This is a genomic window from Terriglobia bacterium (genome assembly GCA_020072645.1).
GTDB lineage: Bacteria > Acidobacteriota > Terriglobia > Terriglobales > Acidobacteriaceae > Angelobacter.
Map to the genome: position 1 here is coordinate 160,384 of JAIQGK010000005.1, position 25,872 is coordinate 186,255.

Annotated in this window: 26 protein-coding genes and 1 tRNA gene; 15 read left to right on the plus strand and 12 right to left on the minus strand. The window is 55.6% G+C overall.

The window, feature by feature from the left end:
- Positions 1 to 268 precede the first annotated feature (268 nt).
- The 4 genes from LAO76_09230 (at position 269) to LAO76_09245 (ending at position 3,949) form a co-directional block, all read left to right on the plus strand.
- A tRNA-Leu gene (locus tag LAO76_09230) sits at positions 269 to 355 on the plus strand.
- A gap of 201 nt (positions 356 to 556) precedes the next feature.
- Entirely contained in the window at positions 557 to 1,579 is a 1,023-nt protein-coding gene (locus LAO76_09235) for an energy transducer TonB (GenBank protein MBZ5491101.1), read from the plus strand.
- A 241-nt stretch (positions 1,580 to 1,820) separates the two neighbouring features.
- The gene (gene htpG, locus LAO76_09240; protein MBZ5491102.1) at positions 1,821 to 3,686 is read left to right on the plus strand and encodes a molecular chaperone HtpG; all 1,866 of its coding nucleotides are present in this window, start codon (positions 1,821 to 1,823) and stop codon (positions 3,684 to 3,686) included.
- A gap of 44 nt (positions 3,687 to 3,730) precedes the next feature.
- On the plus strand, positions 3,731 to 3,949 hold the full coding sequence (locus LAO76_09245) for an MbtH family protein (protein MBZ5491103.1): 219 nt from the start codon (positions 3,731 to 3,733) through the stop codon (positions 3,947 to 3,949).
- Between the two features lie 279 nt (positions 3,950 to 4,228).
- Here LAO76_09245 and LAO76_09250 read toward each other — a convergent pair whose 3' ends face one another.
- The 6 genes from LAO76_09250 to LAO76_09275 all read right to left on the minus strand — a co-directional run bounded on the left by LAO76_09250 (position 4,229) and on the right by LAO76_09275 (position 9,995).
- A complete protein-coding gene (locus tag LAO76_09250; GenBank protein MBZ5491104.1) occupies positions 4,229 to 4,450 on the minus strand; it encodes a hypothetical protein in 222 nt (73 codons plus the stop codon).
- 171 nt (positions 4,451 to 4,621) lie between these two features.
- Positions 4,622 to 5,032, minus strand: a complete 411-nt coding sequence (locus LAO76_09255; GenBank protein ID MBZ5491105.1) for a peptidoglycan-binding protein — start codon at positions 5,030 to 5,032, stop codon at positions 4,622 to 4,624.
- A gap of 340 nt (positions 5,033 to 5,372) precedes the next feature.
- Positions 5,373 to 7,022, minus strand: a complete 1,650-nt coding sequence (locus tag LAO76_09260) for a Do family serine endopeptidase (GenBank protein MBZ5491106.1) — start codon at positions 7,020 to 7,022, stop codon at positions 5,373 to 5,375.
- Between the two features lie 119 nt (positions 7,023 to 7,141).
- Positions 7,142 to 8,035: a DMT family transporter gene (locus LAO76_09265; protein ID MBZ5491107.1), complete on the minus strand. Its 894-nt coding sequence runs from the start codon at positions 8,033 to 8,035 to the stop codon at positions 7,142 to 7,144.
- 41 nt (positions 8,036 to 8,076) lie between these two features.
- A complete protein-coding gene (gene ligD, locus LAO76_09270) occupies positions 8,077 to 9,096 on the minus strand; it encodes a non-homologous end-joining DNA ligase (GenBank protein MBZ5491108.1) in 1,020 nt (339 codons plus the stop codon).
- Positions 9,097 to 9,173: 77 nt separating this feature from the next.
- Positions 9,174 to 9,995: a hypothetical protein gene (locus tag LAO76_09275; GenBank protein ID MBZ5491109.1), complete on the minus strand. Its 822-nt coding sequence runs from the start codon at positions 9,993 to 9,995 to the stop codon at positions 9,174 to 9,176.
- Positions 9,996 to 10,084: 89 nt separating this feature from the next.
- On the opposite strand from LAO76_09275, the gene LAO76_09280 reads away from it, so the two are divergent.
- The 4 genes from LAO76_09280 (at position 10,085) to LAO76_09295 (ending at position 12,295) form a co-directional block, all read left to right on the plus strand.
- The gene (locus tag LAO76_09280) at positions 10,085 to 10,765 is read left to right on the plus strand and encodes a nitroreductase family protein (protein ID MBZ5491110.1); all 681 of its coding nucleotides are present in this window, start codon (positions 10,085 to 10,087) and stop codon (positions 10,763 to 10,765) included.
- A gap of 214 nt (positions 10,766 to 10,979) precedes the next feature.
- Positions 10,980 to 11,321: a cupin domain-containing protein gene (locus LAO76_09285; GenBank protein MBZ5491111.1), complete on the plus strand. Its 342-nt coding sequence runs from the start codon at positions 10,980 to 10,982 to the stop codon at positions 11,319 to 11,321.
- Positions 11,314 to 11,772 (plus strand): hypothetical protein, encoded by a 459-nt coding sequence (locus LAO76_09290; protein ID MBZ5491112.1) that lies wholly within the window; start codon positions 11,314 to 11,316, stop codon positions 11,770 to 11,772. The genes LAO76_09285 and LAO76_09290 overlap by 8 nt, the downstream gene beginning before the upstream one ends.
- Before the next feature lie 40 nt (positions 11,773 to 11,812).
- A complete protein-coding gene (locus tag LAO76_09295; protein ID MBZ5491113.1) occupies positions 11,813 to 12,295 on the plus strand; it encodes an NUDIX hydrolase in 483 nt (160 codons plus the stop codon).
- 109 nt (positions 12,296 to 12,404) lie between these two features.
- On the opposite strand, the gene LAO76_09300 is transcribed toward LAO76_09295, so the two are convergent.
- Complete coding sequence (locus LAO76_09300) at positions 12,405 to 13,016, minus strand: UbiX family flavin prenyltransferase (GenBank protein MBZ5491114.1); 612 nt, start codon at positions 13,014 to 13,016, stop codon at positions 12,405 to 12,407.
- An 83-nt stretch (positions 13,017 to 13,099) separates the two neighbouring features.
- Here LAO76_09300 and LAO76_09305 point away from each other — a divergent pair, with 83 nt between their 5' ends.
- The 5 genes from LAO76_09305 to LAO76_09325 all read left to right on the plus strand — a co-directional run bounded on the left by LAO76_09305 (position 13,100) and on the right by LAO76_09325 (position 19,741).
- Positions 13,100 to 14,773, plus strand: coding sequence for a ChaN family lipoprotein (locus tag LAO76_09305; protein MBZ5491115.1), 1,674 nt, complete (start codon positions 13,100 to 13,102; stop codon positions 14,771 to 14,773).
- A gap of 197 nt (positions 14,774 to 14,970) precedes the next feature.
- Complete coding sequence (gene larB / locus LAO76_09310; protein ID MBZ5491116.1) at positions 14,971 to 15,717, plus strand: nickel pincer cofactor biosynthesis protein LarB; 747 nt, start codon at positions 14,971 to 14,973, stop codon at positions 15,715 to 15,717.
- A gap of 230 nt (positions 15,718 to 15,947) precedes the next feature.
- Positions 15,948 to 17,054, plus strand: a complete 1,107-nt coding sequence (locus tag LAO76_09315) for a sigma-70 family RNA polymerase sigma factor (GenBank protein ID MBZ5491117.1) — start codon at positions 15,948 to 15,950, stop codon at positions 17,052 to 17,054.
- A gap of 26 nt (positions 17,055 to 17,080) precedes the next feature.
- On the plus strand, positions 17,081 to 18,253 hold the full coding sequence (locus tag LAO76_09320; protein MBZ5491118.1) for a hypothetical protein: 1,173 nt from the start codon (positions 17,081 to 17,083) through the stop codon (positions 18,251 to 18,253).
- A 246-nt stretch (positions 18,254 to 18,499) separates the two neighbouring features.
- Positions 18,500 to 19,741, plus strand: a complete 1,242-nt coding sequence (locus LAO76_09325; protein ID MBZ5491119.1) for a N(4)-(beta-N-acetylglucosaminyl)-L-asparaginase — start codon at positions 18,500 to 18,502, stop codon at positions 19,739 to 19,741.
- A gap of 258 nt (positions 19,742 to 19,999) precedes the next feature.
- Here LAO76_09325 and glpX read toward each other — a convergent pair whose 3' ends face one another.
- Positions 20,000 to 20,983 carry a class II fructose-bisphosphatase gene (gene glpX, locus LAO76_09330; GenBank protein MBZ5491120.1) on the minus strand — a complete coding sequence of 328 codons (984 nt, stop codon included), beginning with the start codon at positions 20,981 to 20,983 and terminating at the stop codon, positions 20,000 to 20,002.
- A 78-nt stretch (positions 20,984 to 21,061) separates the two neighbouring features.
- Positions 21,062 to 22,243: an acyl-CoA dehydrogenase family protein gene (locus LAO76_09335; GenBank protein ID MBZ5491121.1), complete on the minus strand. Its 1,182-nt coding sequence runs from the start codon at positions 22,241 to 22,243 to the stop codon at positions 21,062 to 21,064.
- 239 nt (positions 22,244 to 22,482) lie between these two features.
- On the opposite strand from LAO76_09335, the gene ybaK reads away from it, so the two are divergent.
- Positions 22,483 to 22,956, plus strand: coding sequence for a Cys-tRNA(Pro) deacylase (gene ybaK, locus LAO76_09340; protein ID MBZ5491122.1), 474 nt, complete (start codon positions 22,483 to 22,485; stop codon positions 22,954 to 22,956).
- A 208-nt stretch (positions 22,957 to 23,164) separates the two neighbouring features.
- Complete coding sequence (locus LAO76_09345) at positions 23,165 to 23,473, plus strand: hypothetical protein (protein ID MBZ5491123.1); 309 nt, start codon at positions 23,165 to 23,167, stop codon at positions 23,471 to 23,473.
- 3 nt (positions 23,474 to 23,476) lie between these two features.
- Here LAO76_09345 and LAO76_09350 read toward each other — a convergent pair whose 3' ends face one another.
- From LAO76_09350 to LAO76_09360, 3 genes are all read right to left on the minus strand, one after another.
- Complete coding sequence (locus LAO76_09350) at positions 23,477 to 24,019, minus strand: lipocalin family protein (GenBank protein MBZ5491124.1); 543 nt, start codon at positions 24,017 to 24,019, stop codon at positions 23,477 to 23,479.
- A 137-nt stretch (positions 24,020 to 24,156) separates the two neighbouring features.
- A complete protein-coding gene (locus tag LAO76_09355) occupies positions 24,157 to 25,005 on the minus strand; it encodes a protein-L-isoaspartate(D-aspartate) O-methyltransferase (GenBank protein ID MBZ5491125.1) in 849 nt (282 codons plus the stop codon).
- A complete protein-coding gene (locus tag LAO76_09360; protein ID MBZ5491126.1) occupies positions 24,983 to 25,705 on the minus strand; it encodes a hypothetical protein in 723 nt (240 codons plus the stop codon). Before LAO76_09360 ends, LAO76_09355 begins: the two co-directional genes overlap by 23 nt.
- Between the last annotated feature and the right edge of the window lie 167 nt (positions 25,706 to 25,872).

The following is a 25,872-nucleotide window of genomic DNA, read 5'->3' on the forward strand; positions in this document are numbered from 1 at the left end:
TCGCAAGTTCGCGCCTTCATTCGATTACTCAATTTATGGATGTGCAAGCGGACTCCGGGGATTCACCGATTGCCGGTCTTTAAATCTCCCAGGTCTCTCATCGTCTAAGTCATCGACGTTCTCCGATTTCCCGATTCCCAGATGTCCCGATTTCCCGATGCCCCGATTTCCAGATGCCCCCGCTGATTTGACACCTTCAGCAAACCCTTTAAAATAGATGAGTATTTCCCGTCGCAAGCGCCGGTTTTTGTCTGGCGCCTCATTCAATGCCGAAGTGGCGGAATTGGCAGACGCGCATGGTTCAGGTCCATGTACTCGCAAGGGTGTGGGGGTTCGAGTCCCTTCTTCGGCACCAGTTCTAAAACCCAGGCTTTACCTCGTTTTCAGTCGAGCTTCGTAGACGATTCATCCTTGCTGCTACCAAAAGCACTTCGCAAGAAAGCGCGTTCTTGGCCGTTCTTCCTATATGTCAGCCAGAGTAGTTGTTGGACTCCTGTGCCTTCACTCACTTGTGTGGACGCAGAGTCGACAAAGTCCCGTTCCGCTTTCGGCCACTTTGCCGCAACCTCCTGAATCGTTTTATATCGTCGCCCTGGAGAATGGTTCATGGAGCATCGTAGACGTGCAGCCGGCTTCAGACTCTGAGACGAAAGTACGCTTCATTCGTGTCCGGCGCGCCTGTGGGAGTTACCGTATCGATGAAAGCGAATATTTTTTTGAACATCTATCCGTGGCACAACTGGCGGCAGGGGCAGACTTATGCGCCAGGGAAGATGCAGTAGCAAAACTCATTCGGTCGGCCAGCAAGAAAGATCAGGATTCATGGGGAGAAGAGAGTCAAGGAATAGCGGCAGTTTGCGGGACCGAGAAGCGCTTACATGAACTGCCGCCGGTGAACTCGCTACGCTTTTCACGAATCCAGGGTGCAGCACCTCATACGGCCGCCCTGTGGAGCCTGGCGCAAGAAATCCATGCGCGATTCGTCAAAGAAACCGGACATGAGGTTTGGCTGTCTGTGCCGTGGGAGTTGCGTCCTGCTGAAGAAAAGGAGCGGGCCCAGGCGGCCGCAGTTGAGATACGCAATGGCGACTTCGACCTGGCGGCGCCAAGGATTCCGGAGGATCAGCGCGACGATGACCGCGCCAAATTGTCTGAGGTCATGCCTGATTCACAGGAAGCTACAGCGCCGGAGGTCAATTTTGGAGATGTGCCAGACTCCGATATTCCAGGGATTCTGCTGCACAAAGAGATGATTAACTACCCGCAGATGGCCATAATTGCTCACATCTCTGGGGACGTGGAAGTGGATGTTTCAATCGATCATGATTCGGGAAAAGTCACTTCGGTGGTCGCGAAAACAGGACACCCCATCCTCCAGCAGGCTGCAACTAATGCGATTCGCAATTGGGTAATTGGCCGATATAGCGGACCCAACCCTTTGACCTTAGTAGTCCGCTTCCAGTACAACTGCGCGCCCCTCATCGAGACGGAAAGCGCGTATGTTGCAAAGAAGACCAGGAAAACCTTGCATAAACCAGTACGCAAGAAGCATCTGCCGGAATCATTGTCTGTACTTTGACGAATTCTTCACCGTCCTCTCCTATCCCAAAATGGAACCAATATCCCAGGCATTTACGCTCTGACAGCTGCCGAACACCCCTTCATTCTTGGTAAAATACAGCATCCAGCTAGCTGTGTTCCTGTCACAGGAATCTTTCGGCAGCTAACAACCAACACCAGACTAGGAGTGAACTGTGTCCACCGCAACTGCTCAGGATTCTTTCCAATTCCAGGCTGAGACTACACAACTTCTTCATCTCATGATCCATTCCCTTTATACGCAAAGGGAAATCTTTCTGCGGGAATTGATTTCCAACGCCTCTGATGCCTTGGACAAGCTGCGCTTTGAAGCGCTGACCAATACGGATCTCGTCCCGGACGGCCATAAGTACGAGATCAAGCTCAAGCCGGATGAGGCGAACAAGACTCTAACTATCAGCGACACGGGGATCGGCATGAGCCGCCAGGACCTGATTGATCATATTGGCACCATTGCGAGATCGGGAACGCAGGAGATGCGCAAGCGCATGCAGGAATCGCAGTCGGCGGAATCTGTTGCCGATCTGATCGGGCAATTCGGCGTGGGTTTTTATTCGGCGTTCATGGTGGCGGACAAAGTCACCATCATCACGCGCCGCGCCGGTGAAGCCACGGCTACGCAATGGGAGTCCGCGGGCGATGGCAGCTACACGTTAGCGGAAGCTGAGAAGGCAAGCTGCGGCACGGACATTATTCTTCATTTAAAAAGGCCCGACGCCGAAAACGGGATTGAGGACTATACCGACCGCTGGAAGCTCTCGATGATCGTTCACAAATATTCTGACTTTATCCCGTACCCCATCATTTATGAAGGGCCTCCGCAGGAACCGGGCGAGCCGGAATCCAAAGAAATCAAGATTGAAACCAAAACGCTGAATTCGCAGAAGCCGCTCTGGACGCGCAGGCGCTCGGAAGTCAGCGACAGCGATTACAACGATTTTTACAAGCACGTTGCTAATGACTGGACTGATCCGCTCAAAGTGCTTCCGCTCAAGGCGGAAGGTACGTTTGAGCTTGAGGCGCTGCTTTTTATTCCGGCGCAGGCCCCTCAAGATCTTTTTTACCATGGCTCGGAATCCGGTCTTAAGCTCTATGCCAAGCGCGTAATGGTCATGGAGAAATGCGAGGAAGTTTTGCCGCATTATCTGCGTTTTGTGAAAGGCGTGGTTGATTCCAGCGATTTGCCACTCAATATTTCACGCCAAAGGCTCCAGCAGGACCGCCACATCACCCAGATTCGCAAATGGCTCACCAAGAAACTGCTGGAAGCGCTCGCTGAACTGAAAGAGAAGGAAGCGGAAAAATATCTGAAGTTCTGGGGCCAGTTTGGCAGGGCGATGAAAGAAGGAGTCAGCTCCGACTATGAAAACAAAGATAAGATTCTGCCGCTGCTGCTGTTGGAATCGTCCCATGACGCAAAGGAACTGACCACGCTGGGCGATTATGTTGGCAGGATGAAGCCGGAACAAAAAGAAATACTCTATCTCACCGGCGAATCGCGCAAGGTGATAGAAAACTCTCCTCATCTGGAAAGCGTGCGGCAAAAAGGTTATGAGGTCCTGTACCTGAGCGATCCGGTGGATGAGCTTATGGTCCAAAGCCTGCATGAATTTCAGGAGCACAAACTTAAGTCAGTCACTAAGGGCAGGTTTGAACTGGGAACCGACGAGGAGAAGAAACAGGCCGAAGAGCAGATCAAGCAGAAAGAGGAAGAGTATAAGAGCTTCCTGGAAGCCTGCCAAAAGAAGCTGGATGAATACGTTAAACAGATTCGCGTCTCCAGCCGCCTGGTGGGTTCGCCCGCATGCCTGGTGACTGAAGAGCATGAATATAGCCCGCACCTGGAGCGCTTGCTGCAAAAAGGCAAAGGCGGCGGGCCCAAACAGCGCCGCATCATGGAACTGAACCCGGACCATCCGATCATACAGAAACTGCATGAACGGTTTAAGTCGAACAATGACGATGCCACTCTGGGCGACGCAATTGAATTGCTATTTGAACTGGCCTTGGTGGCTGAAGGCTCGGAGATCGCAGATCCTGTCCGGCTCAACCGCCTAACTCTGGATTTGCTGCAAAAGGCGGTCTAAGCCGGCCGTCGGATACGAAGAAATTCTCAAGGAGAAAAAGCGCAATGCCTGAAGAAACAGAAGATAAAACCATCTACAAAGTCGTAGTCAATCATGAAGAGCAGTATTCCATCTGGCCTGCACACAAGGAAAACGCGCTGGGCTGGAAGGATGCGGGCAAGAGCGGCCCCAAAGCCGATTGCCTGGCCTATATCAAAGAAGTTTGGACGGACATGCGGCCGTTGTCTCTGCGAAAGAAGATGCAGGAACAGGGGTTGCAGTAACCTCAGCTGCCGGTCAAAGCTTTCGGTTCATTTAGGCGTGCGCCTGAATGGAACTATTTGCGCGCGTGATGAATATATTAAGCGCGCAAGGTTTCCTGTGCGTGTGTTTCCAAGGGCAGTGTGTAGAGAAGCTTTCTCTGTTCGGGATACTGCTCTGCCTGAAGCATTCGGCGTGCTTGTTTACCTTAAGCTTCCAGTTGATCGGGTCCGATTCGGGGCGCAAAAATGCGCCGCCCCCGCATCCCTGCGGAGGCCGAGCGTCATGAATTATTTCGAACTTTAGAGCGCGTTCTTGCCGGCTCTTTTGGCTTTGGCCCAGCGCGCTTTCATCCGCATTGAGATGCTTCTTCTTCCCGCTTCACTCATCTGGCCGCGTTTGCGCGGACCGGCAGCAGCGGAGGATGAGGCCCGTCGCGTGCGGCCTCCGGTGAGAGCTTCTATAGCAGCGATTACGCGATCCCGCTGCTCGGTAAGTGCTTCAATAATAGAGGGGGTGTCCATGGCGTGGAATTATAAAACAACCCGCCATGTAAGGACATGGCTTTCAAGGAAGGCTACCTCAAGGAACATGAGCGGCGGACAGCGAGATTCTGCTCAGAACGAATGGCAAAGAATGCAGAAGGACGTAAGCGCCACTATCTGGCAATAAAGCTAATAATCAATAGTCGCTTTTTACTGCTTGCCGCCGGTTGTTCCTTCAATACTGCGGGAAGCAGTAGTGCTGGGCGTCGCGGCTGGGAGGGCTTTCGGTGGCCCATTCAGCAGTTCCGCGGAATAGTTTGGACCTAATCCCAGTTTGATCAGGGCGCGTGAGTCGGGCACAACTTTGGTTTGCCAGCCATTGTCACCCTGATATTTGATCAGGGCTGCCTGGGTGCGGGAGTCCCATTCTCCGGTAGGTTCACCGGTCAGGTAATTTTGCCGGATCAGCGCCTGCTGAATCTCCGTTGCTCGCTCAGAGTTGATGCCTTGCTGGCCTTTTTTCTTCCATGAGGCTTTGCGTTTGGTTTTGTGGTGTCCGTGCCTGGCCGACTTACTCGCCGCCTTGGTTGCCGCCGGAGCGTACCCGGCGCACAGCACCATGGCAAAGCTTAAAATCACGAGTTTTTTAATGGCTGAACGCACCGACTCACCTCAAGAAGAGAATTGCTGACAAAATCCTTGGTAATTTTCGAGCTCAAGCCTATCGGGTACTGCTTTGGCAAAAACCCGACATCCCAACATCATCCCATGTTTGGATGCCGAGACGCTAGAAGATTGTTGTGCAGCTCGGGATTACCGAAGTGCAATGGAATCAATAAATTCTGGATTTTTGTTGAATTTTTTGGATAGTTGCTTGAACAAGATGCGCTAGCAAACGACCCAAATTTGGGTATTTTCCGGGGCTGCCATGGAGGCCTCCCCGGAAGATTTAAACCCGGATTTACGGTAGCGTGCCGGAAATGAATGAGTTTCCGCCGGAAGCGCCGCGCCCGGAGTGGACCAGGAACACCACATCCTGACCGCTTTTAAGTTGCGACGTGATCTTGCGGAAATCTTCTTCGCTGTTGACCGGCTGTTTATTGATCTTCAGGATGATCAGCCCGGGTTGCAGTTGAAGATCGTCGGCAAACGAGCCGGGTTTCACATCCACTACCTGCACGCCCTTGCCTTCAGCCGTGCCCATTCGTTCGGCCATTTCCGGAGAAACCGACTTTACCGTAACGCCTAGCTTTGTCGGCGCGGGCTGGCTGCTGTCATCAGGGGTATCGTCGTTGCTGCTCTGGTCAGTGCGATCTCCAAAAAGTTTGGCCCGATCCGCCACCACCACGGTCGCCTGCTTTTCCTGGCCGTTGCGCAGGTAAGTCAGGTTCAGCTTATTGCCTGGATGCGTGGCTGAGATCAAGCTGACCAGTTCTTCGCCATTCTTGATCGGCTTGCCGTTGACCGCCGTAATGGTGTCCTCACCCTGCAGGCCCGCCTTCGCGGCTGGGCTGTCAGGCCGCACGTTGGTGATCGGCACGCCATTTTTCGCGCCGTAAATGCGCAACACAGCCGGGTTTGGCACCGCGCTGAATTCCACGCCAATGGATCCGCGCGCAACTTTGTGGTTGCCCGTCCGCAACTGCTCATAAACATCGCGAACCACGTTGGACGGCATGGCAAAACCCACGCCCTGATATCCAAATGACTGGGTATAGATGGCCGTATTGATGCCGATGACTTCGCCGCTCATGCTAACCAGCGGCCCGCCGGAATTTCCGGGATTTATGGCCGCGTCGGTCTGGATAAAGGATTGGAACTGGCGTCCCCCGGGAAGATTGCGTCCTTTGGCGGAGACAATACCGGCTGTGACTGTCGCTTCCAGATCAAAAGGGCTGCCGATGGCCAGCACCCAATCGCCAACGCTCATCTTGTCGGAGTCGCCCAGCCGCGCCGCCGTTAGAGGCTTGTCTTTTGGCGGCTCAATCTTAATCAGCGCCAGGTCGGTTTCAGTGTCCACGCCAATGATCTTGGCGTCATGCAGCACAGTTGCCGGTTCGTCATAAAGTTTTACGCGGATGCGGTCTGCTTTATCTACTACGTGGAAGTTGGTCATGATGTAGCCGTTCGCATTCAGGATTACGCCTGAACCGAGCGAACGCTGGCGTCCACCGCCGCCTCCGGGACCACCGAATGGACTCTGTGGGCCTTGATCATCGTCGTCGCCCGGGCCCTGCCCGCCTTGGCCGCCTTGCTGTCCGCCAAAGAAGCGATCAAAGAAATCCTGGAACGGATCATCGCCGCCGTTGTCGCGCTGTCCGCGGTTGGGCGTCCTGCCGCGACGTCGCACTTTTGGCGTGGATTCTGTGCTCACATTTACTACCGTTGGCTCAACCGCGCTTGCCACCTGTCCGAAGGTGTTGCTCAGTTGCTGCGGTGACTGCATTGCTGGCAATAGCGAGCCGTCAGGGCCTGAATAGCCTCTCACTTTGCCCCGGCTCAGGACAGTGCCAATCAAAATGCCGACTGCCAATGTCAACAGGATCGCCAGTGTGGAGAGCGCCCTTTGTGTGCGCATGCGTGACACCAGGGCGCCAAAACGCGAGTTCATACTTCGTCTTACCTCCGGACTAAGTTCTCCAATGATTATAAATCCAATACTCCCACCGGCTGCTGGTTCCTTTTGGTTACTGGAGCGCTATCACTTAGACGCACAAAGCAAACTGAGCGTTATCCACCAGAGCTGGCCGGTGATTCCGCGCCGGCCGGTTCGTCATCCGGCTTCGCAACCTGGCCCAGAAGCTCGGAAACCATTACGCCCCCCAGGATCAGCAACGCCCCGGCCCCAGCCCGAAAGCCAAGCCGCTCATGCAGATAGATGAAAGACGTGAGCCAGGCAAAGACCGGTTCCGTAGTGAAAATCAGCGCCGTATGGGTGGCGGGGGTAAATTGCTGTGCCCAGGATTGCACACTGAAAGCAACCGCCGTGCACAGGGTCCCGGTAATCAAAACCGCGGCGATCACTGTTGGCGTCGGGCGGAAATAAGGATGCTCGAGCAGCGGCGTGCTGATGGTCATGAGCACAGCAGCTGTGGCGACTTGCAAAAAGGCAACCTGCTCAAAAGGGAAGCGCTGGCTCGCGCGTCCTACAAAGATTACGTGGAAGGTGAAGCAAATCGCGCAACCGATGGTGAGGATGTCGCCCAGATTTACATTGGCGAAGTCAGCCAGCCCGCTCGGCCCAGCAGGGACTGTCATCAGAAACAGCCCGACTAAAGCGAGCACGATCCCCACCACTCGCCACAAGTGAATGCGCACGTGCCAGATCGCGACAAGCGCCAAAGGCACCAGCACTGAAGATGTGCCGGTAAGAAATGCCGATTTTGACGGCGTCGTCAGTTTCAGTCCGGTCGTCTGGAATGCATAGCCTGCGAACAGAAAGATTCCCGCAAGAACGCCGCCTGCCAGGGACGTTCTGGTCAACACGGCAATTTTCTTGCGATAGAAAACGGCCAGCAACACCGCCGCCACAATCATGCGTGCAGAGTTCAAAACCAGCGGAGAAGCATCGCTCAGCGCCGCTTTAACCAGCACGAATGTGCTGCCCCAGATGAAGGCAATCATCACCAGCAGCAAATGTGCTTTAAGCGAGCGAGAGACGGTAATCAGGTTGCTGCTTCCTCTTCTGCTTTGCGGACCTCGGCCTGGGTATGCCGGGGAAATTCAAAAATGCACTCGCGCGGCTTTTTATCCAGGCGCAATCCCTGGTATATGGGCGCTCTCATTTTAATTCCGCCGCGCTCTCCCTCATGTGTCCATTCAGAGAATTTGATTTCCGCCACCAGTTCCGGCTTGATCCAGTGCGGCTTACGCGTGCTTTCAATTTTCTCCCCAAACGGATTCTTGTCCGTCTCCAGCGCGTGCAGCTTCTTCCAAAGCGCCGCATGCGTTGATCCTGTAAAGCCGCTGCCTGCATTGCCAACATGCACCAGCTTGCCGTTTTCGTCATAGAGTCCCAAAACGATAGACCCAAAATTTTCCCGCGATCCTTTAGGATCGGTGTATCCGGTAATCACGCACTCCTGCCGTCGCGTGATCTTGATCTTCAGCCACTCGCGCGAACGCTTCTGCACATACGCGCCCGTTCGCAGCTTGGCCACAATTCCCTCCAGGCCTTTATCGCGTGCGACACCATAAAGCGCCGTGCCTTGTTCAGGATAGTGGTCAGAGTAGCGCAGAAAGCCTTTGTCTTTTGGGATCATCTGCTCAAGGAGCGCCTTGCGCTGCTCCAGCGGCGATGCCATCAAGTTGTGTCCGTTGAGATACAGAAGATCAAAAGCGTAATAAACGATTGGTACAGAGCGATTGCGCGATCCGCGCGCGCCCGGACTGGTCATGCCGGTGCGCTGCTGCATCAGGCTGAAAGACGGACGGCCTTCGTCATCTAACGCCACCACTTCGCCATCAAGGATTGCATTCTCCACCGGCAAATCTTGCATCGCCTGTGCGATCTCCGGAAACTCGCCGGTCAGCTCATTCTGGTTGCGTGAAACCAATCGCGCGCGCCCGTCATTGATGAATGCCACGGCGCGATAGCCATCCCACTTGACCTCATAGAGCCACTGCGGATCGTCAAAAGGCTCTTCCACCAGGGTGGCCAGCATGGGATGAATTTCCCGTGGCATGCCTGCGCGACGAATGCCCGGGGTCTGCGCCAGCAGCTTGTCCAGGTTTTCTGCGATTACTTTCTTAGGCTGCGCGCTTACGCTGCCTTGCGCGTCTTTTTTTTTAGGCTGGTTTTCTTCCGGGTCGTGCTGGATGATTTGCGCGATTGCCCCGCCCCCTCCGCCATCTTTGCGGAGGGTTTTCGGGCCACGCCAGACTCTGTTGCGTTGACTTCAGGCTTTTGCGTTTGGGCTTTCCGATTACCCGACTTCCCGATCTTCCGATCAACCGATCCCTGCAGCCACTCCGCGCCCTTCCGCACCGCCGCCTTGCGATTACTCTGCCATTCGTCGGAGCCTTCGTCGCCAGCGATCTCGCTCAGGCTGCGCTTGGTCAGCACGGAGTAATCGAGCTTGTCGATATTAAATCCCGGCTTCATTGCGTCATCTTTTTTCTTGATCAGCAGCCACTCCGTGCCTTTTGATCCCGGACGGCGCGAGCGCATCTTGGCCAGCACAAACTCGCCCTTCAGTTTTTCTCCGTTGAGCTGAAATTTCAGGTCGCCTTTGTTGAGCATGGCGTGCTCATCGCCCAGCGGCTTCCATGTTCCGGTGTCCCACACCATCACCGTGCCAGCGCCGTAATTGCCTTCAGGAATCCTGCCTTCAAAATGGAAATAAGAAACTGGATGGTCCTCCACCTGCATCGCCAGCCGCTTGTCTCCCGGATCAAGCGATGGTCCTTTGGGCACGGCCCACGATTTCAACACGCCATCCATTTCCAGCCGGAAGTCATAGTGCAAATGCGAGGCGCGATGCTTCTGGACCACAAAGCGGTGCTGCTCGCCGCGCTCCAGTTTGCCTTCAGGTTCCGGCGTCTCATTAAATCGGCGTTTTTTGTTGTATTGCTCTAAAGCCATAGAAGTTTTGATGCGCGTGCCTGGCCGCGTTCTGGCTAACTCTGAATCCGTGTGAAACAATTGCGCTTCTAATTGTACGGGAGAAGATCATGGCAAAACTTGCCGCAGAGAAACCATTCAGCCAGGCCGTAAAAGAACGCCGCGCCACACCGAGCTTTGAAGATGTTCCAATTCATACCGCAGATCTTGAAAGAATTATCCGTGCTGGACTGGAAGCGCCCAGCGGTTACAACACGCAGCCATGGCGTTTTGTAGTGGTACGCGATCCTGAGCAGAAAAAGAAGCTGAGTGTGGCCGCATTCGGTCAACCGAAAGTCGAACAAGCCAGCGCCGTCATTGTCGCCTGCGGTGATCCCCTGGGATGGAAAGATGGCGATCTGGAAGAAATGCTGCGCATCAGCGCGCAACACGGCTTCAATGATCCCGCGGAGCAGGAGAAGATCCGCAAAACAGTCTCTGGATTTCTGGGTGGGCCCGCCGGAAAGGCCGCCGGCATTGAGCCGACGTTTGATCTATGGGCCAACCGACAGACAATGATCGCCTTTACCACCATGATGTGGGCTGCGGAAACCATGGGTTATGACACCGCCCCAATGGAAGGCTTTATGGAAGATCAGGTAAAAGCCGTGCTGAAAATTCCCGAGCGCGTCCGCGTGGTGGCTATGCTTGCTGTTGGAAGACTCAAAGGCAAGGATAAGATGTATGCCGGAAGATTCGAGCCGGCCCGCTCCGTGTTTGCCGACACATGGGGTAAAAGCATCGAGTTCTGATGCGGCAAGGTTAATCACAGATCAAAACGGACAAGCAGTGGCAGAAACATAGTCAAGCGGTCTTCCAGATAGAATCATTGAAGTACAGAGAGTGGCAGGACCATTCGATAGAGGGGCTGGTTTCGGAATCGATGCCACGCAAAAAGTGGTCGTGGATTCACACAGGATATCCAACTCATACAGGAAAGAAGAGCTTTTAAGGCGCGACACAACTATGGACTTCTCTGCCGAACACATCATTAAACTTGCCGACGCACATGACGCCATCCCCACGCGAGATGGAAAACTTTACGCTGAACTTTTCCGCCACGGCACCCTGACGGTGGAAATCTACGCGCCTAAGGGCAGCGATTTGCAGCAGCCGCACACGCGCGATGAGCTCTATATCGTTGTCGCCGGCAGGGGCTGGTTTTCCGTGGAAGGGCAACGCTTTCAGTTTGGTCCCGGTGACGCTATTTTTGCCGCCGCCGGTGAAGACCATCGCTTTGAAGATTTCACTGAGGACCTGCTGACCTGGGTGGTGTTCTACGGCCCAGAAGGCGGCGAACGTGCGTAGCTGCGTGACAGCCATTCTCGTCGCGCTGCTCTTTTGTATGACTCTACGCGCGCAGGATAAGGCGCAACCGCAGCCGGCCCCGGATGCATTTGACGCGCAAGCTGCTTCCCATCTGCTCCTGCAACTCAGCGAATCGTTGCAAGGACAGAGCCAGAAACACTTCCTCGAGCTGTTCGACCTTTCACGGATGAAAGATGGTGCGCTGTTCAGGCAGCAGGTCAGCTCGTTCTTCTCCAAAACCATATCGATTCGCGTGCATATGAATCTGGTGGATACATCTGTGGACGGTGACAAGGCGACACTGGCCGTTGACGCCCAGATGGAAGCCGAACCGGGCGCGGGCGGAGCTATCACCCGCAGAAATGAGCGGCTGAACTTTGCTGTCGCCAGAGAGGGCGACAAGTGGAAGTTCATTGAAGTGCAGCCGCGATCGTTTTTCTCGCTGGAATAGTGCTTGCCCCGATGAAAACTAAAGCAATGTTTTTGCTGCCATGAAAAGAAAAGCACCGTCGCCTAAACCAACCCCGCCGCAATCGACCACGCGTGAATATCCTGATCGCCCCATCGTAGGCGTGGGCGCAGTCATTATTCATTTGGATCGTGTGCTACTGGTGAAGCGCGGCAACCCGCCGCTGCTGGGAGAATGGTCGCTGCCGGGAGGCGTTGTGGAACTGGGAGAAACGTTGCGCGCCGCTGCCGAACGCGAGGCCCTGGAAGAGACCGGATTGATTGTGAAGGCCGGTGAAGTTCTTGAGGTTCTGGACCGCATCATTCCAGGAAAAGACGGCGCGCCGCAATATCACTACGTGCTGATCGATTTTCTTTGCGTGGTGAAGGGTGGCGATCTCCGCGCAGGCGGCGATGCCGCGGATGTTGCTTGGACGAGCGAGAGTGAACTAGGAAAATACAAATTAGAAAAGTCCGCGATTGAAGTGATTCGAAAGGCGTTTTTAGCCGCGAATCAACACGAATAAACACGAATTTTCAAATTGATTTGAGGCAGCGCCTTGACTCGCGTTCGTTCGCGTGAATTCGCGGCTAAGGCTTGCTTTTCTCCGCGTCTCCGCGCCTCCGCGGTGAAATTCACTTTCCCCACCGATAAGCATCCTTTTGCTCTAATCCAACAAACTGTAACACGCGGCAAGCGAACTGGTGCGCCATCTCGTCAAAGCTTTTCGGCTGGTTGTAAAACGTCGGGATTAGCGGATAGATTGTCGCACCGGCTTCGGCGGCCCAGTCCATATTGCGGATATGCACGCGGTTCAGCGGAGTCTCTCGCGTGCAGAGCACCAGCGGACGTTTCTCTTTCAGGCAGACATCGGCTGCGCGATCGATCAGGTTGCCTGCGAGTCCATGCGCAACTCTGGCCAGAGTTCCCATGCTGCACGGTATCACGATCATGGCATGCGTCGGGTAAGAGCCGCTGGCGATGTTTGCGCCAATGTCGCCATTATTCTGCGCCTGGATCTTGTCAGAGTTCTTTCCGAGTAGCTGCTCGACAAGATTGTTGCGTCCTTTGATGCCAAGTTCTTCAGCAAAAACGCGCAGCGCGTTGTCTGACGCGATGAAATTTACTCTCTGCACGCGTTCGTCGCGCTCAAGAGTCAGCAGCAGCTCGCGCGTGAACAGCGCGCCGCTCGCTCCGGTGGCGGCAACCGTGAGTACATGGGCTGACGGATGTAACGGATTCGGCATCTAAGGGTGTAAGGTCTGGATTACAGACTAATAGTAATTGAGCATAGGGAGGCGCCTGCGCTGAAGTCAAGCCAGGCTACTTCATGGGCAGTGGTTTCTCAATTCGGGCCCGCCGCAGGACAGCAGCGCAGCAACTCGCACTGCTTCAGGTGAAGCGCGAAATTAGCGCCACCGACCCGCACGGCCGCCTGAAATACATTCGCGACTTCAGCGAAGCCTTTCGCGATTACCGCCGCGCTCTCAACGACATCGAATTCAAGCAACAGTGTTCCACCGCCGACGTTTTTCTACTGGGCGATTATCATGCGCTTGCCGCGTCGCAGGATTTTGCAACGTCATTTATTGGACAGCTTGCGCAGAGTGATCGTCCCGTAGTTTTGGCGCTAGAGATGGCCTTCAGTCGCGATCAATACGTGCTGGACGAATGGCTGCGCGGCGAAATCAGTGAAGACGAACTTCGCGCTGGCATACGCTATGACGCCGAATGGGGATATGACTGGGAGCCGTTCGCACGCCTGTTGCGCCAAGCTCGGAAACATGGCTGCCCGGTCTATGGCATTGACCTGAAGCCGCGCGGCAATATGCGCAAGATCGGCGCGCGTGACCGCCATGCCGCCGCACAGATCGCGCAGATCCGCCGTGCGCATCCTGAAGCGCGCGTTCTCACGCTGTTTGGAGAAGCGCATCTGGCTCCTCAACATCTGCCGCACTGGCTGCGCTTGTTGCGACCATGTGATCGCGTGCTCACCGTGCTGCAAAATCTTGACGAACTTTACTGGAAGGCCGCGGGCGAGCTGAGCGACAGCGTTCATGGCGTCCAGGTGAGTGATGACGTGCTATGCGTCTTTAACGCCACGCCGCTGGAAAAATACGAAAGCTACCGTATCTATATCGGCAAGTGGCGGACCGAGCCGAACCAACCCGATCTTGCGCCTACGTTCTATAACCTGGTGGATACGTTTATGCGCTCGATGGGACTGGAGCAGTATTCGCCAGTTACCGGCAGTCATTCCAGCGCACTGATAGAAGATTATCCAGAGGTTTATCTGCGGCCTGGCGCCAAAGATTTTGAAAAGCTGCTGGCGCGCAAAGAGATTCCCGCCGCCGAGCGTCGGCCGGTGCTGGAGAAGTTGCGGCAACAAGGCTGCGTCTATTCGCCCAAGCACAATCTTCTGCTGATCAAACGCTTTCAGCTCTCGAATGCCGCGGAAGAAGCGGTGCGCTTTGTCCAGTATGAGTGCCGTGGCGCGGCTTGCTCCAACGGCCCGTGGGCGGGTAGTTCACACCAGGACCAGTTCTATTTTGACGTGATTGAGCGCGCTTTCATTACATTTGGGGCGCGTGTGCTGCTGCCGCACTATCCGGTCATGCGACAGCATGATTTTCGCGCGCTAAGCAGCCAGCCACGCGATGCCGCAAAAATACACAAAGCCTTCAGCGTCCGTGAACATCGCGAGATGATTGAATTCCTGGTGCTGCACAAAGAAGCTGAAGGGCATGCTCGCCTGCGTTCTGAATTGCCCCGCGTCATCGCCACCGGCATTGCATCGAGCGGAAAGAAGCGCGAGTTCCTGGTCCGCCATCTTGGCGCGATGCTCGGCGCTGAGATGCATGAGGCGTATCTGGCAGGATTAATGAGCAAGAGCTTTCTGCGGTCGCTTTTCTTCCGCAAGATACATTTGCCCGGCGTGGCCAGGAAAACGTACTTTGAACTGGCAAGAAGGGTGAATCCCGGGCAGGGGAAGCTGTTCTGTTAAACAAAACCTACCACGGAGACACAGAGGCACGGAGAAGAACAGGTGGAGTTTTTAATCTCCCCCTCAGTGAACTCCATTCTCAACCTTTGGCCAGTGCCGCTTCGATTTTAAAAACATAAACTCTCTCTGTTCTCCGTGTCTCCGTGCCTCCGTGCCTCCGTGGTAGGTTTGGGTTTAGTGTTAATCTGAATCCTTAGATGGATACCGCTTCCCTCCGAAAATTGCTTCAAGAAGTTCGCAGCGGCAAGGTGTCGCCCGATGATGCGGTGGCACGCATGCGCCACATGCCTTTTGAAGATCTGGGCTTTGCCAAGATTGACCATCATCGACGTGTGCGGTCGGGCATGCCGGAGGTAATTTTTTCCCAGGGCAAAACTCCTGCGCAGGTGGCAAAGATTTTCAAGAGCATGGCCGCGCAGGGCGGCAATGTGCTAGCCACGAAGGCCACGGCAGAGCATTTTCGTGCCGTAAAAAAGCTGGTCCGCAAAGCTGAGTACCGGGAGTTGTCAAAGACCATCACTCTACAGCAGGATTCAGCGAACTACGGCAAAGGCGTTGTGGTGATCATCTCAGCCGGGACCAGCGATATTCCTGTGGCGGAAGAGGCGCTGGTGACGGCGGAAATCATGGGCAATGAAGTTGCCCATCTGTATGACGTGGGCGTGGCGGGAATCCACCGGCTGCTGGCGGGCAGGGAAGTATTCGACAAAGCGCGAGTAATTATCGTTTGCGCAGGCATGGAAGGCGCTCTGCCGAGCGTGGTTGGCGGGCTTGCGCGAGTGCCGGTTATCGCTGTGCCAACCAGCATCGGCTATGGTGCTTCATTCAACGGCCTGGCAGCTCTGCTGGGCATGCTCAACTCATGCGCTTCAAACGTGAGCGTGGTGAATATCGACAACGGCTTTGGCGCGGGCTACGTCGCGTCAATGATTAACCGCCTTTAATCGCAACCCGGCGATGATGCGCGTCACATTGCTATGTGACCGCCATCAAGTTCATTCAGCAACTCCGTTCATAAAATGTTCCTTAAAGCAAGAAATACATTTACATTTCAATACTATTTTTTGTGCAACGTACGAAATTTGGTTGGCGTCTTATTGGCAGGTGTAAAATTTGCAAGTGAATGAGGGCCTGCGGACCTTCCGAAAGGGATCTTCTCCCAGCCGAGGCACACATGAATGTTCACGTCAGCTACAAGGCAGGCAAGACGCCCGATGTCGAGCGCGAATTCGAGTATCAAATCAAAAAATTAGAGCCGCGGCTACAGGTCTTCAAGCCCGATCTGGTGACTCTTCACGCTGTGGTGGAGCAGGCCGAAGATCGTGGCATTAGCGCGTCACTGAACCTGCGATTACCGTCGGGACAGATGGCAGCGCAGCGCTCGGAGAAAAACGCCTTGGCGGCAACCAAATCCGCTTTTGCCGACTTGATCGCGCAGGTGACGAAACACAAAGAGCTGCTGCGCGGCCACTGGACACGAAAATCATTGCGGCGAGCAGGCCGTGAGCGGCTTACGCAAATGCCAATCCCCGCCGAGGCAGCCGCTACGCGCGGTAATGGGAAAGCTCACCCGGAACCGCATCGCGCAGTCCGTGCGGAGATGCCGGTTCCGGCAGCGCAAACCGATGGTGCGGCTGTCGCCGATGTGGAGCTATGGCTGAGCGCAAACCTGCGCAAGCTGGAAGAGTTTATCGACCAGGAGCTGAACTTTCAGATTGAGTCGGACAAAATCCGCGAAGGCCAGATTACGAGAGAAGAGGTCATCGATGAGGTGATTGTAAGCGCTCTTTCGGATGAAGGCGGCAAGCGAGAGCTGCTGTCACCAGAGAGCTGGTTTCATCGGCTGGCTTTGCAGGCCATTCGACGGCTGATCCATGACAACGCGGATACGGCCACCATCTCACTGGACGCGCCCGCCGGAATCCAAAACGTGACGGGCAGTGACGAGAATGTGCTGCAGTATCACCAGCCCGATGACAGTTTGCCGGAAGAAAGCATTATTCGCGACGAAAGTGTGCGCACGCCGGAAGAGATCATGGCCGGCGATGAAATGGTGGCGCAACTTGACCTTGTTCTGGGCGGCGTGAAGACGGGTGATCGCGAAGCTTTTGTGCTGTACACGCTGGAAGGTTTTACAGTGGATGAAATCTCGCGCCTGGCGGGGCGTTCTGCGGAACAGGTGCGCCAGTCCATTCACGACGCGCGTGCCCACATCCAGCAAAAGTTACCAACGCAGAACCAGCTCAGGAAAAGTCTGCTGCATCATTCCCGGGTTGCGTAACGGAGAACACATAAGGAGATCCGCGCATGATTACGCGTGAAGAAATTCGCCAACTGGCACAGTTTGAATCGCCGGCGGGATGCGCCATCAGTTTCTATTTCCAGCCACAGACACCCCAAAACAAATCACACCGTGAAGAAGCCATCATGGCCAAAGACCTGGTACGCGATGCGCTGCGTAAAGCCGAGCGCAATGGCAAGGATGCTGTCCTGCGCGAGGACCTGAAAAAAATATTGACGATTGCCGAAGGGCTGCATGGAAACCACTCGCGCGGCAAAGCTATTTTTGCCTGCCGCGAGCAGGGAATATGGCGCGAGTTGGATATTCCTCCGCGACCGGAGCCGTCACAGATCACGGTGAACTCGCGTTTTCACATGCGCCCGCTGGTGGACGCAAGGTCCGGACGTCCGCGCACATGCATTGCCCTGGTGGACCGCAAGAGAGCGCGCATCTTTGAACTGCAGGCGGGGGCAATCACACAGAAGCCCGACCTGGAATTTGGCCCGTCTCCCGCGGTGCCGCGAAGCGATGGCTTCCAGGGCTATGAGGCCGGCCATCGCGAGCGCCACGTTGAGAACATGGTGATGCAGCATTACAAGATGTTTGCGGAATCGCTGCTCATGCTCTATAACCGCGAAAAGTTCAGTGCTCTGCTCGTCGGCTGCCATGATGAAGCCTGGCCGGAGATCGAGCCACAGCTGCAAGGCAGTCTGAAACAACGGTTACGGGGCAGAATCCCGGTGGATCCCATGGTGGCCACCGCGGAAGAGGTGCGCGAACAGGCAGACCGCATCCTGACAAAAGCGCTCCAGGCAGAACAGCGCGGCCTGGTGCGTGAAACGATTGGTGAAGCGCAACGCAACGCGCGGGGCGCCGTTGGCTTAAAGCATGTGCTCAGCGCGCTGGAGCGCCAGGAAGTTCAGGACCTGCTGCTCACGCGCGATTTCAAGGCGGAAGCCGTGGAGTGCACCAACTGCCGCCATATGGATACGCGCATGGTGAAATCCTGCGCAGTTTGCGGGCAGGAGACGCGAGAATTAAAGGATTGTTCCGACACGCTGGTTAACCTGGCCTTGCGCAATGGAGCGGAAATAAGTTTTATCGATGGCGATGCCGATCTGGAAAAAGCCGGAAAAATCGCGGCGCTGTTGAGGTTCCGCGCCGACCAGAACACGGCGGAGAAAAAGATGGCGGTGTGAGAAAGAAGCTGCTAGCCGCTAGCTGCTGGCTGCTAGCCAAAAGGGTGTCTGTTTGGTCTCCGACCATCGTGCAAGCTTCCAAAGCCGATTGCATCCGATCAAGAAGCTTCGACTGACTGCATTTCCGAGCGCTCAAGTCTAGACCGTTCGTAAATCGAAGAAACCGTTTCCAGCAGCTAGCGGCTAGTAGCTAGCTGCTGCATCTGTTATCCTTCTGCGTTTCCTTCATCACGAAAGTGAGGCCCTATGAAGCGCAGAGATTTTCTTTCCGGACTGGCAGTTACTTCGGCCACGCTGGCCACAGGACAAGCAGCCAAGAGCGCCGACGCGCCACAATCGCAAAATAAAGACAACCTGAAAGTGCCGCGCACCTCTTCGGCGAAGAACATCATGATTTCTGCGGCCAACGGAATCACCTCGCGGGGAAACCATCTTGAAGCGGGCTATAAAAAGCTGGTGGCTGGTGCGGACACGCTGGAAGCCGCCATTACCACAGTTTCTGGTCCGGAGAACGATCCCGACGACGACAGCGTTGGCCTGGGCGGCCTGCCGAATGAAGATTGCGTGGTGGAACTGGATGCCTGCTGCATGCATGGTCCCTCGCGCCGCGCGGGTTCGGTAGGCGGCGTGCGCGATATCAAGAATGTTGCTTCTTTGGCGCGCACCGTCATGGAGCACACTGGTCACGTGATGCTGGTGGGCCAGGGGGCTACGCGCTTTGGCGAACTTATGGGCTTTCCTAAAGAGAACCTGTTGACCGAGCATTCACGAAAGATATGGCAATTGTGGAAGGAATACCACTCTGACCGCGACTGGTGGGGACCGGGGCTGGCTGATCCCAATTTCAAATTCCCGGCTGGTTTGGAGACAGGCTCGCTCAAAGACCAGCCGCAGCCCATCCAGCGGCTTTATGCCCTGGCGGCGGAGATTGGGATTTCCGAAGAGCGCCGCATGGATGCAATCCAGAAAGTCCTGTATCCGCCCACCGGCACGATCAACTGCTCAGCGTTGAATGAAAAAATGGAGATGTCAAGCGTAACCACGACGAGCGGGCTGGCGTGGAAGCTTGCGGGACGGTGCGGAGATTCGCCGATTATCGGCGCAGGCTGCTATTGCGACCAGGATGTGGGTGCGGCGGGCGCTACCGGCAGCGGTGAAGAGAACATCAAGGTGTGCGGGGCGCATACCATCGTGGAAAACATGCGACGTGGCATGTCACCGGAGGAAGCCGGCATGGACGTGCTTAAGCGCATTGTGCGCAACTTTAATGGAGACATGGCGAAGCTGATTTATGTGAGCATGCACTTTTACATCCTGCGCAAGGACGGAGCGTATGCCGGGGTTTCCATGTGGTCAGGTCCGGCGAACCGCCCATATCGCTTTGCCATTGCAGATGGCAATGGGCCAGCAAGACATGAAGTGGCCAAGGCGCTGTTCCAGGGCAATCCAAAGGATTGGCCGCCGATGCCGAAGCAGCGGAAGCCTTAGAACAAAAACTTACCACGGATAACACTGATAAAACTGATTTTCACGGATCAGGAAAGAGATCGTTAGGCGCGATGAAGAAGACCTTTTGCCGCAGATTTGCGCCGAAGAGCGCAGATAAAACATTTGGGCCGCGAATGCTCGCGAAAAAGCGCGAATAAAAAATTAAAATAGATCGCTTCGTGTTCATTCGCGTGATTCGCAGCTATGGTTTTTCTGATCCGTGAAAATCAGTCAAATCGGTGTTATCAGCGGTGAGGTTTACATGAACCTGACTTTCACGTCTGCGCGCTTGGCCAAGTGAATACTCTCCACAAAGCGCACTTTACCGCTCTTGCGCGTCATTACAATGGATGACGTGCGCGTGCCTTCACCAAAGAAGCGCACACCTTTCATGAGAGCGCCATCGGTCACGCCGGTAGCGGCAAAGATGATGTGCTTTCCTGGCGCAAGATCCTTGGCCGTATAAATCCTCTTTTTATCCTTGATGCCCATCTTCTCAATGCGAGCCTCAAGCTCTGGCGTGTTGATGACCAGACGCGCATGAATTTCTCCATTCAGGCAGCGCATGGCGGCGGCGGTGATCACGCCCTCCGGCGCGCCTCCACTGCCCATCACGACGTGCACGCCGGTACCGATCACGGCTGCGGCAATGCCGGCGGAAAGGTCGCCGTCTGTAATCAGCCGAATGCGCGCTCCAGCGCGGCGAATGTCATCGATAAGTTTTTCATGGCGTGGGCGGTCGAGGACCACCACAACAAGATCGCTAATGTCACGGCTCAGGCGGCGCGCAATTGCCTTCAAGTTTTCTTTTACGGGCGCGTCAAGGTCAACAGCATCTTTGCAGGAAGGGCCGACAACGATTTTTTCCATGTAGCAATCCGGGGCGTTCAGCAGGCCGCCTTTTTCTGATGCAGCCAGCACGGTGATGGCACCCGGAGCGCCGGTGGCGCAAAGGTTCGTGCCTTCGAGAGGATCCACCGCGATATCAACTTCCGGCAGTGTGTCGCCGTCATGCCAGCCTGCGCCCACATGCTCGCCGATATAGAGCATGGGAGCCTGATCACGCTCGCCTTCCCCTATGACAATGGTCCCTCGCATGGGGACCGTGTCCATGGTGGTGCGCATGGCTTCAGTGGCAACGTGGTCAGCCCGCTCGCGATCGCCGGTGCCCATGGTGTGCGCTGAAGCAATAGCGGCATCTTCCACCACGCGCGCAAACTCCAGCGCCAGCTCAAATTCCATTTGGTTGGCCAGGGTCCTTGTTTCAGGTTGCTTGTCTGCTACGCGGGTTGCCATTTGTGATCCTCCAGAAGTCGCGCTTCAAAACGCGCTGATGCCTGTAACATTCTCGCCGATGATCAGCGCATGAATGTCGTGCGTGCCTTCGTATGTTTTTACCGACTCCAGGTTCATCATGTGGCGCATCACCGGGTAATCGTCGGCAATGCCGTTTGCGCCCAGGATGTCACGCGCCATGCGTGCACACTCCAGGGCCATCCATACGTTGTTCCGTTTGGCCATGGAGATGTGCTGGTGCCCAACTTTATTTGCATCCTTGAGGCGGCCCACTTGCAGGGCCAGAAGCTGCGCTTTGGTGATCTCGCTGATCATCCATGCCAGCTTCTCCTGGACAAGCTGATGAGATGCAATTGGCTGGTCACGGAACTGCTTGCGCACCTGGGAATATTGCAGCGCCGTGTCATAGCAGGACATGGCCGCGCCAATCGCGCCCCAGGCAATGCCATACCGCGCCTGGTTCAGGCAGCCCAGCGGGGATTTCAGGCCGTCGGAACCGGGAAGAAGATTTTCCAGCGGCACGCGAACGTCTTGCAGTGACAACCCGGAGGTGACCGAAGCGCGCAGCGACCACTTGCCGTGAACGTCAGAAGCCTTGAAGCCGGGGCGGTTGGTTTCGACCAGAAAGCCCTTGATGCGGTCCTTATGCTCTTCAGACTTGGCCCATACGATGGCGATATCGGCGATGGAGCCTGAGGTGATCCACATTTTTTCGCCGTTCAGGACGTACTCATTGCCGGACTTCACGGCGCGTGTGCGCATGCCGCTGGGGTTGGAGCCGAAATCGGGCTCGGTGAGGCCGAAGCAGCCAAGCTTTTCTCCACGGGCCATGGCGGGCAGCCACTTTTCTTTTTGCGCGTCACTGCCATAGGCGTAAATCGGATACATGCAGAGCGCGGACTGGACGCTGACGAAGGAACGCACGCCGCTGTCGCCACGTTCCAGCTCCTGCATGACCAGGCCGTATTCCACGTTGCCCATTCCAGCGCAGCCATAACCTTTCAGGCTGGCTCCAAAAAAGCCGAGATCGGCCATGGGCTTGACCAGTTCGCGCGGGAAGCGGCCTTCACGGTTGCACTCTTCAATGATCGGTATGAGATTTTCTTCGATGAAGCGGCGCGCGGTGTCACGCACCAGACGCTCGTCGTCGGTGAGCAGGGAATCAAACTCGATGAAATCCACGCCCTTGAACTTAAAAACGGGCATATTCTCCTCTTTTGGATGGGGCCGATGTATCGCCGGGCAAGCGGGAACACTTACAGCAAGCAAAACCCGCTCAGGGCAGACTTCCAAAGCTAGCAGAGGCAAACGGGCACGGTCAAACTACATTCATGTCGCTGCGCTCCAAACCGCTTAACACCATCAACCAACGGTGATATCTTCTGCGCCAGCGGCATTGGGCTCGGCGCGCAAGCCGGCCTCGCCCTTTCTGGAGGAGGACAAAAGTGAAAACAAACGCCGTCCGACTGCTCGAAACCCTGGGTGTGCAGTACGAACTGCGCGAATATGACGTTGACCCCGACGATCTGGCGGCGGAGACCGTGGCGGCCAAGATCGGAATGCCGCCGGAGCAGGTCTTTAAGACACTGCTGGCGCGCGGCGATCGCCATTCTCTCTGCTTTGCCGTGATTCCGGCCAACACGGAGCTCGATCTGAAGGCTCTGGCCGCAGCCACGGGAGACCGCAAAATGGAACTTGTCCCGGTCAAAGAGCTGCTGGCGCTCACAGGATATATTCGCGGCGGCGTGACGGTGCTGGGCGCGAAAAAAGCCTTTCCGGTATTTGCCGACGAAACCATCCAGTTGTGGGACTCCATTTCTATCTCCGCCGGTGTTCGCGGCACCCAGATGATTCTGCGGCCGGAAGACTACGTGCGCGCGACCCAAGCCGTGATGGCCGACATTGCGCGCGGAAAGTGACTCAGGGTTCATTCCAGCAAGAGCCTAGGGGCTTTGAAAAGTTGAAAACTTTTGCACCATCGAGCAGCCACCGCATACTCTTCTCTGAATTAATCTTCCTAATTTCTCTTTAATCGTTTTGTAAGGTAAGCACCTTATATATACTGTTTGGTCGCCCATCCCCCCACTATGGGGTTCCGGCGTTTCCGGGACCCCTTAGGAGTCATCCATGGCCGCAGAACTGAATGAAACTGTCTGGATCACCTTGATGCACGAGATGCAAAGCTTTGTCCGGCAAAACCTTGAACAGCCGCAGGTCCAGGCTGAGCTTCGTCACCTGATTGGCCCGCAAACGCCCAAGCGCGGCGGCTACCGCCAGGAAGATAAAACTGACCTGATCCGCACCTTTGAACTGCTGGCCCCCGGTCTGCTCGTGGATTTCCTTGAGGCCAACAAGGAGATCATCAACAAATACGCGCTGCGCATCTGGGCAGCCGAGCGCGAAGGCATGTTCGACGTGCACGCCAAGGTCTCCTAAAACTCACTTTAAGCTGGCCGATTGCGATGTCTTTACCAGTCGTTGCGGATCATATCCGGCAGCGCGCGCCTGCTCGACGGCCTGCTGGTAATCGGCTTCAGTCATCCGCGGCGTTCGGCTTAGTATCCATAGATACTTGCGGCCCGGCTCCCCCACAACAGCCCAGCGGTATTCCGGATCAAGCCCAATGATCCAGTAGTCTCCATAGAACGGCCAGAAAAAAGTTACCTTGAGCCGGGCATTTGAGCGATCAACCACTTTAGCTATGCCGCTGGCTTTTTTTGTAGCTCCATCACTCTTGCGGCAGGTGTTGACGACTCCCACTTTGCCATTGGGTTTAAGTTCATATTCGGCCGTGGTATCTGAGGCGCATTCCCTCTGGAACCGGTTGGGATAGCGCGCAATCTCGTACCACCTTCCGATGTAGCGTTTCAGGTCAACGGTGCTCACGCTGGTGAGCGGAGCAGGTTTGGGACCTTCCCAGGCCGGGACCCGCAAAGACGCTGCACAAACCGACGCAATCACGGTAATCATCGACATCCGCATACTTCTATTCCTTGTCTTACAAGAAAGCGTCGTACAAAAATGTGTCTTGCAAGAACGTGTCTTAAAAAATGGTGTGTGATGTCAGATATGATGCGCCGGGAACGGCCGCGATCGCCGGGCCATCTAAAATCCTGCGGCTAACCGCTTTCCGCCGTCGATAACCACCAGCCTTTGCCTTCGCACCAGCAGGTTGTATCCGGCTTGGTGTTGCGTCGCAACGACCGGACGCTCCTTAAGTCACCGCGCTTAAACGCCTCCGCCAGCTTCTTTGCTGTCTCTTCATCGCGCGCGCCCTGGCAGTTGATAAACATCACCGGCATCAGGAACCTTGCGCTGTAGCCGTCAGGAGGAACGCGCGTAATCAGCAGCATTCCGCCTGCGCCCGGAGTTCCGCCGGGACCATCGGGCGTGAGAGGAAACAGAAGACGTCCGCCGGGAAGCAGCGCATCCAGCCAGATATCCAGCGGCGCGGTTGCGCCCGCGTTCACGTATATAAGGTTGCATTCTGGCAACGTGCCTTCCGCGCCGGACCGCTGGTAGACCGTCACGTTCTCCATGTCCGCCAGGTTCGCCTTGGCCAGCTCCGTCAGTGCCGGCTCAATCTCATAGGCAAGAACTTTTCCCTGCGACTCGACCAGCCGCGCCAGTATCGCCGTGTAATATCCGGTACCCGCTCCAATATGGATGGCCGTTTCACCCGGCTGCGGATTCAACGCGGAAAGACTCACCGCGTGTAGCACCGGCTGGCCATTATTGATCTTGCTGGCCTCAGAGAGCGCCACAGTCACGTCCTGGTAAAGAAACGCCGGATCGTCGGTTGGCGTGGTGATGTATCCCGTGCTGGTAAAAATCTTCCACGGCCCGGGACCAAGAAAGCGCTCACGGGGCGTGGCGGCAAAGGCCTCAGAGAGGCGTCCAGCGGGCAGGCCTGCTTGCGCCGTAATCAGGCCGGCAAAGAACGCTCTATGCGCTTCCAGACGTTCCACGTTTCTCTCCTTCTGCGGGCGTTTGTTTGTCCGCGTCTTTATCCGCGTCTTTCTTACTGCGCTTTACGATCACCGGGACAGCCGACTCCATCACGCTGAAGCTGCCCTGCAGCCATTGCCGAACTTCAGCAAACGCGTCTTTCCATTCCCCGGCGCTCTTCAGCCGATAAGCTTTCTGTCCGTCCTTCAGGGTCTTCACTTCCATTTCAGCGGGGACCATTCGCTTCAATGTAGTGTGAATCGACGCCAGCGGGTTGGCCTTGTAATCCTCAAAGGGGAAACCCATGCGCTTGAGCGCGTCGCGGATCTCAACCGGGGTAAACCATGCGTCTTTTGCGGAGCCAGTGGCCGACGTTTCAGACTGGCTCTCTTCGGCCTCTCGTCCGGCTACTCCTGTGCGGTTTTTTGTCTGGTCTTTTCCGGCGCTTCCTTTTTCCGTCTCTTGCCGCAAAGCCTGCGCAAAGCCTGTCGCGCCCGTGTAGCACGCCCGGATCGCCGTGGAAAGCCCGGCCGGACGCTTTTCAATGCGTTCAAAGATGGGCTCATAGCGAGCGATCTGTTCTGCGGGAATCATGTTCATGGTCGCCCGGACCAGGTCAGAGAGGCGCGAGATTTCGCGGATCGATTCGTCCCGTTTTTCGATCCATTTCTGCCGCTCTTCCATCAGGTCGAGCAGCATCTGCATGTAATTGATAGTCACAAGGTTACTGTAAGACAAATGTCTAACACATTGCAAACGGAAACTACTATCGAAATACCAAGGCGCGGAGCATTTTGCTCTTCTCCCCCCGACTGTCTCGCTGCCGCGATACCCGCGCTTCACATAGCACTGTCAATACTGCCAGCCCTGTGAATACTGGCAGCTCC

Bases quoted from the DNA above. Each gene is read 5' to 3' on its own strand.
- htpG (MBZ5491102.1), top strand. From the start codon at position 1,821: ATGATCCATTCCCTTTATACGCAAAGGGAAATCTTTCTGCGGGAATTG.
- LAO76_09245 (MBZ5491103.1), top strand. From the start codon at position 3,731: ATGCCTGAAGAAACAGAAGATAAAACCATCTACAAAGTCGTAGTCAAT.
- LAO76_09250 (MBZ5491104.1), bottom strand. From the start codon at position 4,450: ATGGACACCCCCTCTATTATTGAAGCACTTACCGAGCAGCGGGATCGC.
- LAO76_09255 (MBZ5491105.1), bottom strand. From the start codon at position 5,032: ATGGTGCTGTGCGCCGGGTACGCTCCGGCGGCAACCAAGGCGGCGAGT.
- LAO76_09260 (MBZ5491106.1), bottom strand. From the start codon at position 7,022: ATGAACTCGCGTTTTGGCGCCCTGGTGTCACGCATGCGCACACAAAGG.
- LAO76_09265 (MBZ5491107.1), bottom strand. From the start codon at position 8,035: ATGATTGCCTTCATCTGGGGCAGCACATTCGTGCTGGTTAAAGCGGCG.
- ligD (MBZ5491108.1), bottom strand. From the start codon at position 9,096: ATGCCACGGGAAATTCATCCCATGCTGGCCACCCTGGTGGAAGAGCCT.
- LAO76_09275 (MBZ5491109.1), bottom strand. From the start codon at position 9,995: ATGGCTTTAGAGCAATACAACAAAAAACGCCGATTTAATGAGACGCCG.
- LAO76_09280 (MBZ5491110.1), top strand. From the start codon at position 10,085: ATGGCAAAACTTGCCGCAGAGAAACCATTCAGCCAGGCCGTAAAAGAA.
- LAO76_09285 (MBZ5491111.1), top strand. From the start codon at position 10,980: ATGGACTTCTCTGCCGAACACATCATTAAACTTGCCGACGCACATGAC.
- LAO76_09295 (MBZ5491113.1), top strand. From the start codon at position 11,813: ATGAAAAGAAAAGCACCGTCGCCTAAACCAACCCCGCCGCAATCGACC.
- LAO76_09300 (MBZ5491114.1), bottom strand. From the start codon at position 13,016: ATGCCGAATCCGTTACATCCGTCAGCCCATGTACTCACGGTTGCCGCC.
- LAO76_09305 (MBZ5491115.1), top strand. From the start codon at position 13,100: ATGGGCAGTGGTTTCTCAATTCGGGCCCGCCGCAGGACAGCAGCGCAG.
- larB (MBZ5491116.1), top strand. From the start codon at position 14,971: ATGGATACCGCTTCCCTCCGAAAATTGCTTCAAGAAGTTCGCAGCGGC.
- LAO76_09315 (MBZ5491117.1), top strand. From the start codon at position 15,948: ATGAATGTTCACGTCAGCTACAAGGCAGGCAAGACGCCCGATGTCGAG.
- LAO76_09320 (MBZ5491118.1), top strand. From the start codon at position 17,081: ATGATTACGCGTGAAGAAATTCGCCAACTGGCACAGTTTGAATCGCCG.
- LAO76_09325 (MBZ5491119.1), top strand. From the start codon at position 18,500: ATGAAGCGCAGAGATTTTCTTTCCGGACTGGCAGTTACTTCGGCCACG.
- glpX (MBZ5491120.1), bottom strand. From the start codon at position 20,983: ATGGAATTTGAGCTGGCGCTGGAGTTTGCGCGCGTGGTGGAAGATGCC.
- LAO76_09335 (MBZ5491121.1), bottom strand. From the start codon at position 22,243: ATGCCCGTTTTTAAGTTCAAGGGCGTGGATTTCATCGAGTTTGATTCC.
- LAO76_09345 (MBZ5491123.1), top strand. From the start codon at position 23,165: ATGGCCGCAGAACTGAATGAAACTGTCTGGATCACCTTGATGCACGAG.
- LAO76_09350 (MBZ5491124.1), bottom strand. From the start codon at position 24,019: ATGCGGATGTCGATGATTACCGTGATTGCGTCGGTTTGTGCAGCGTCT.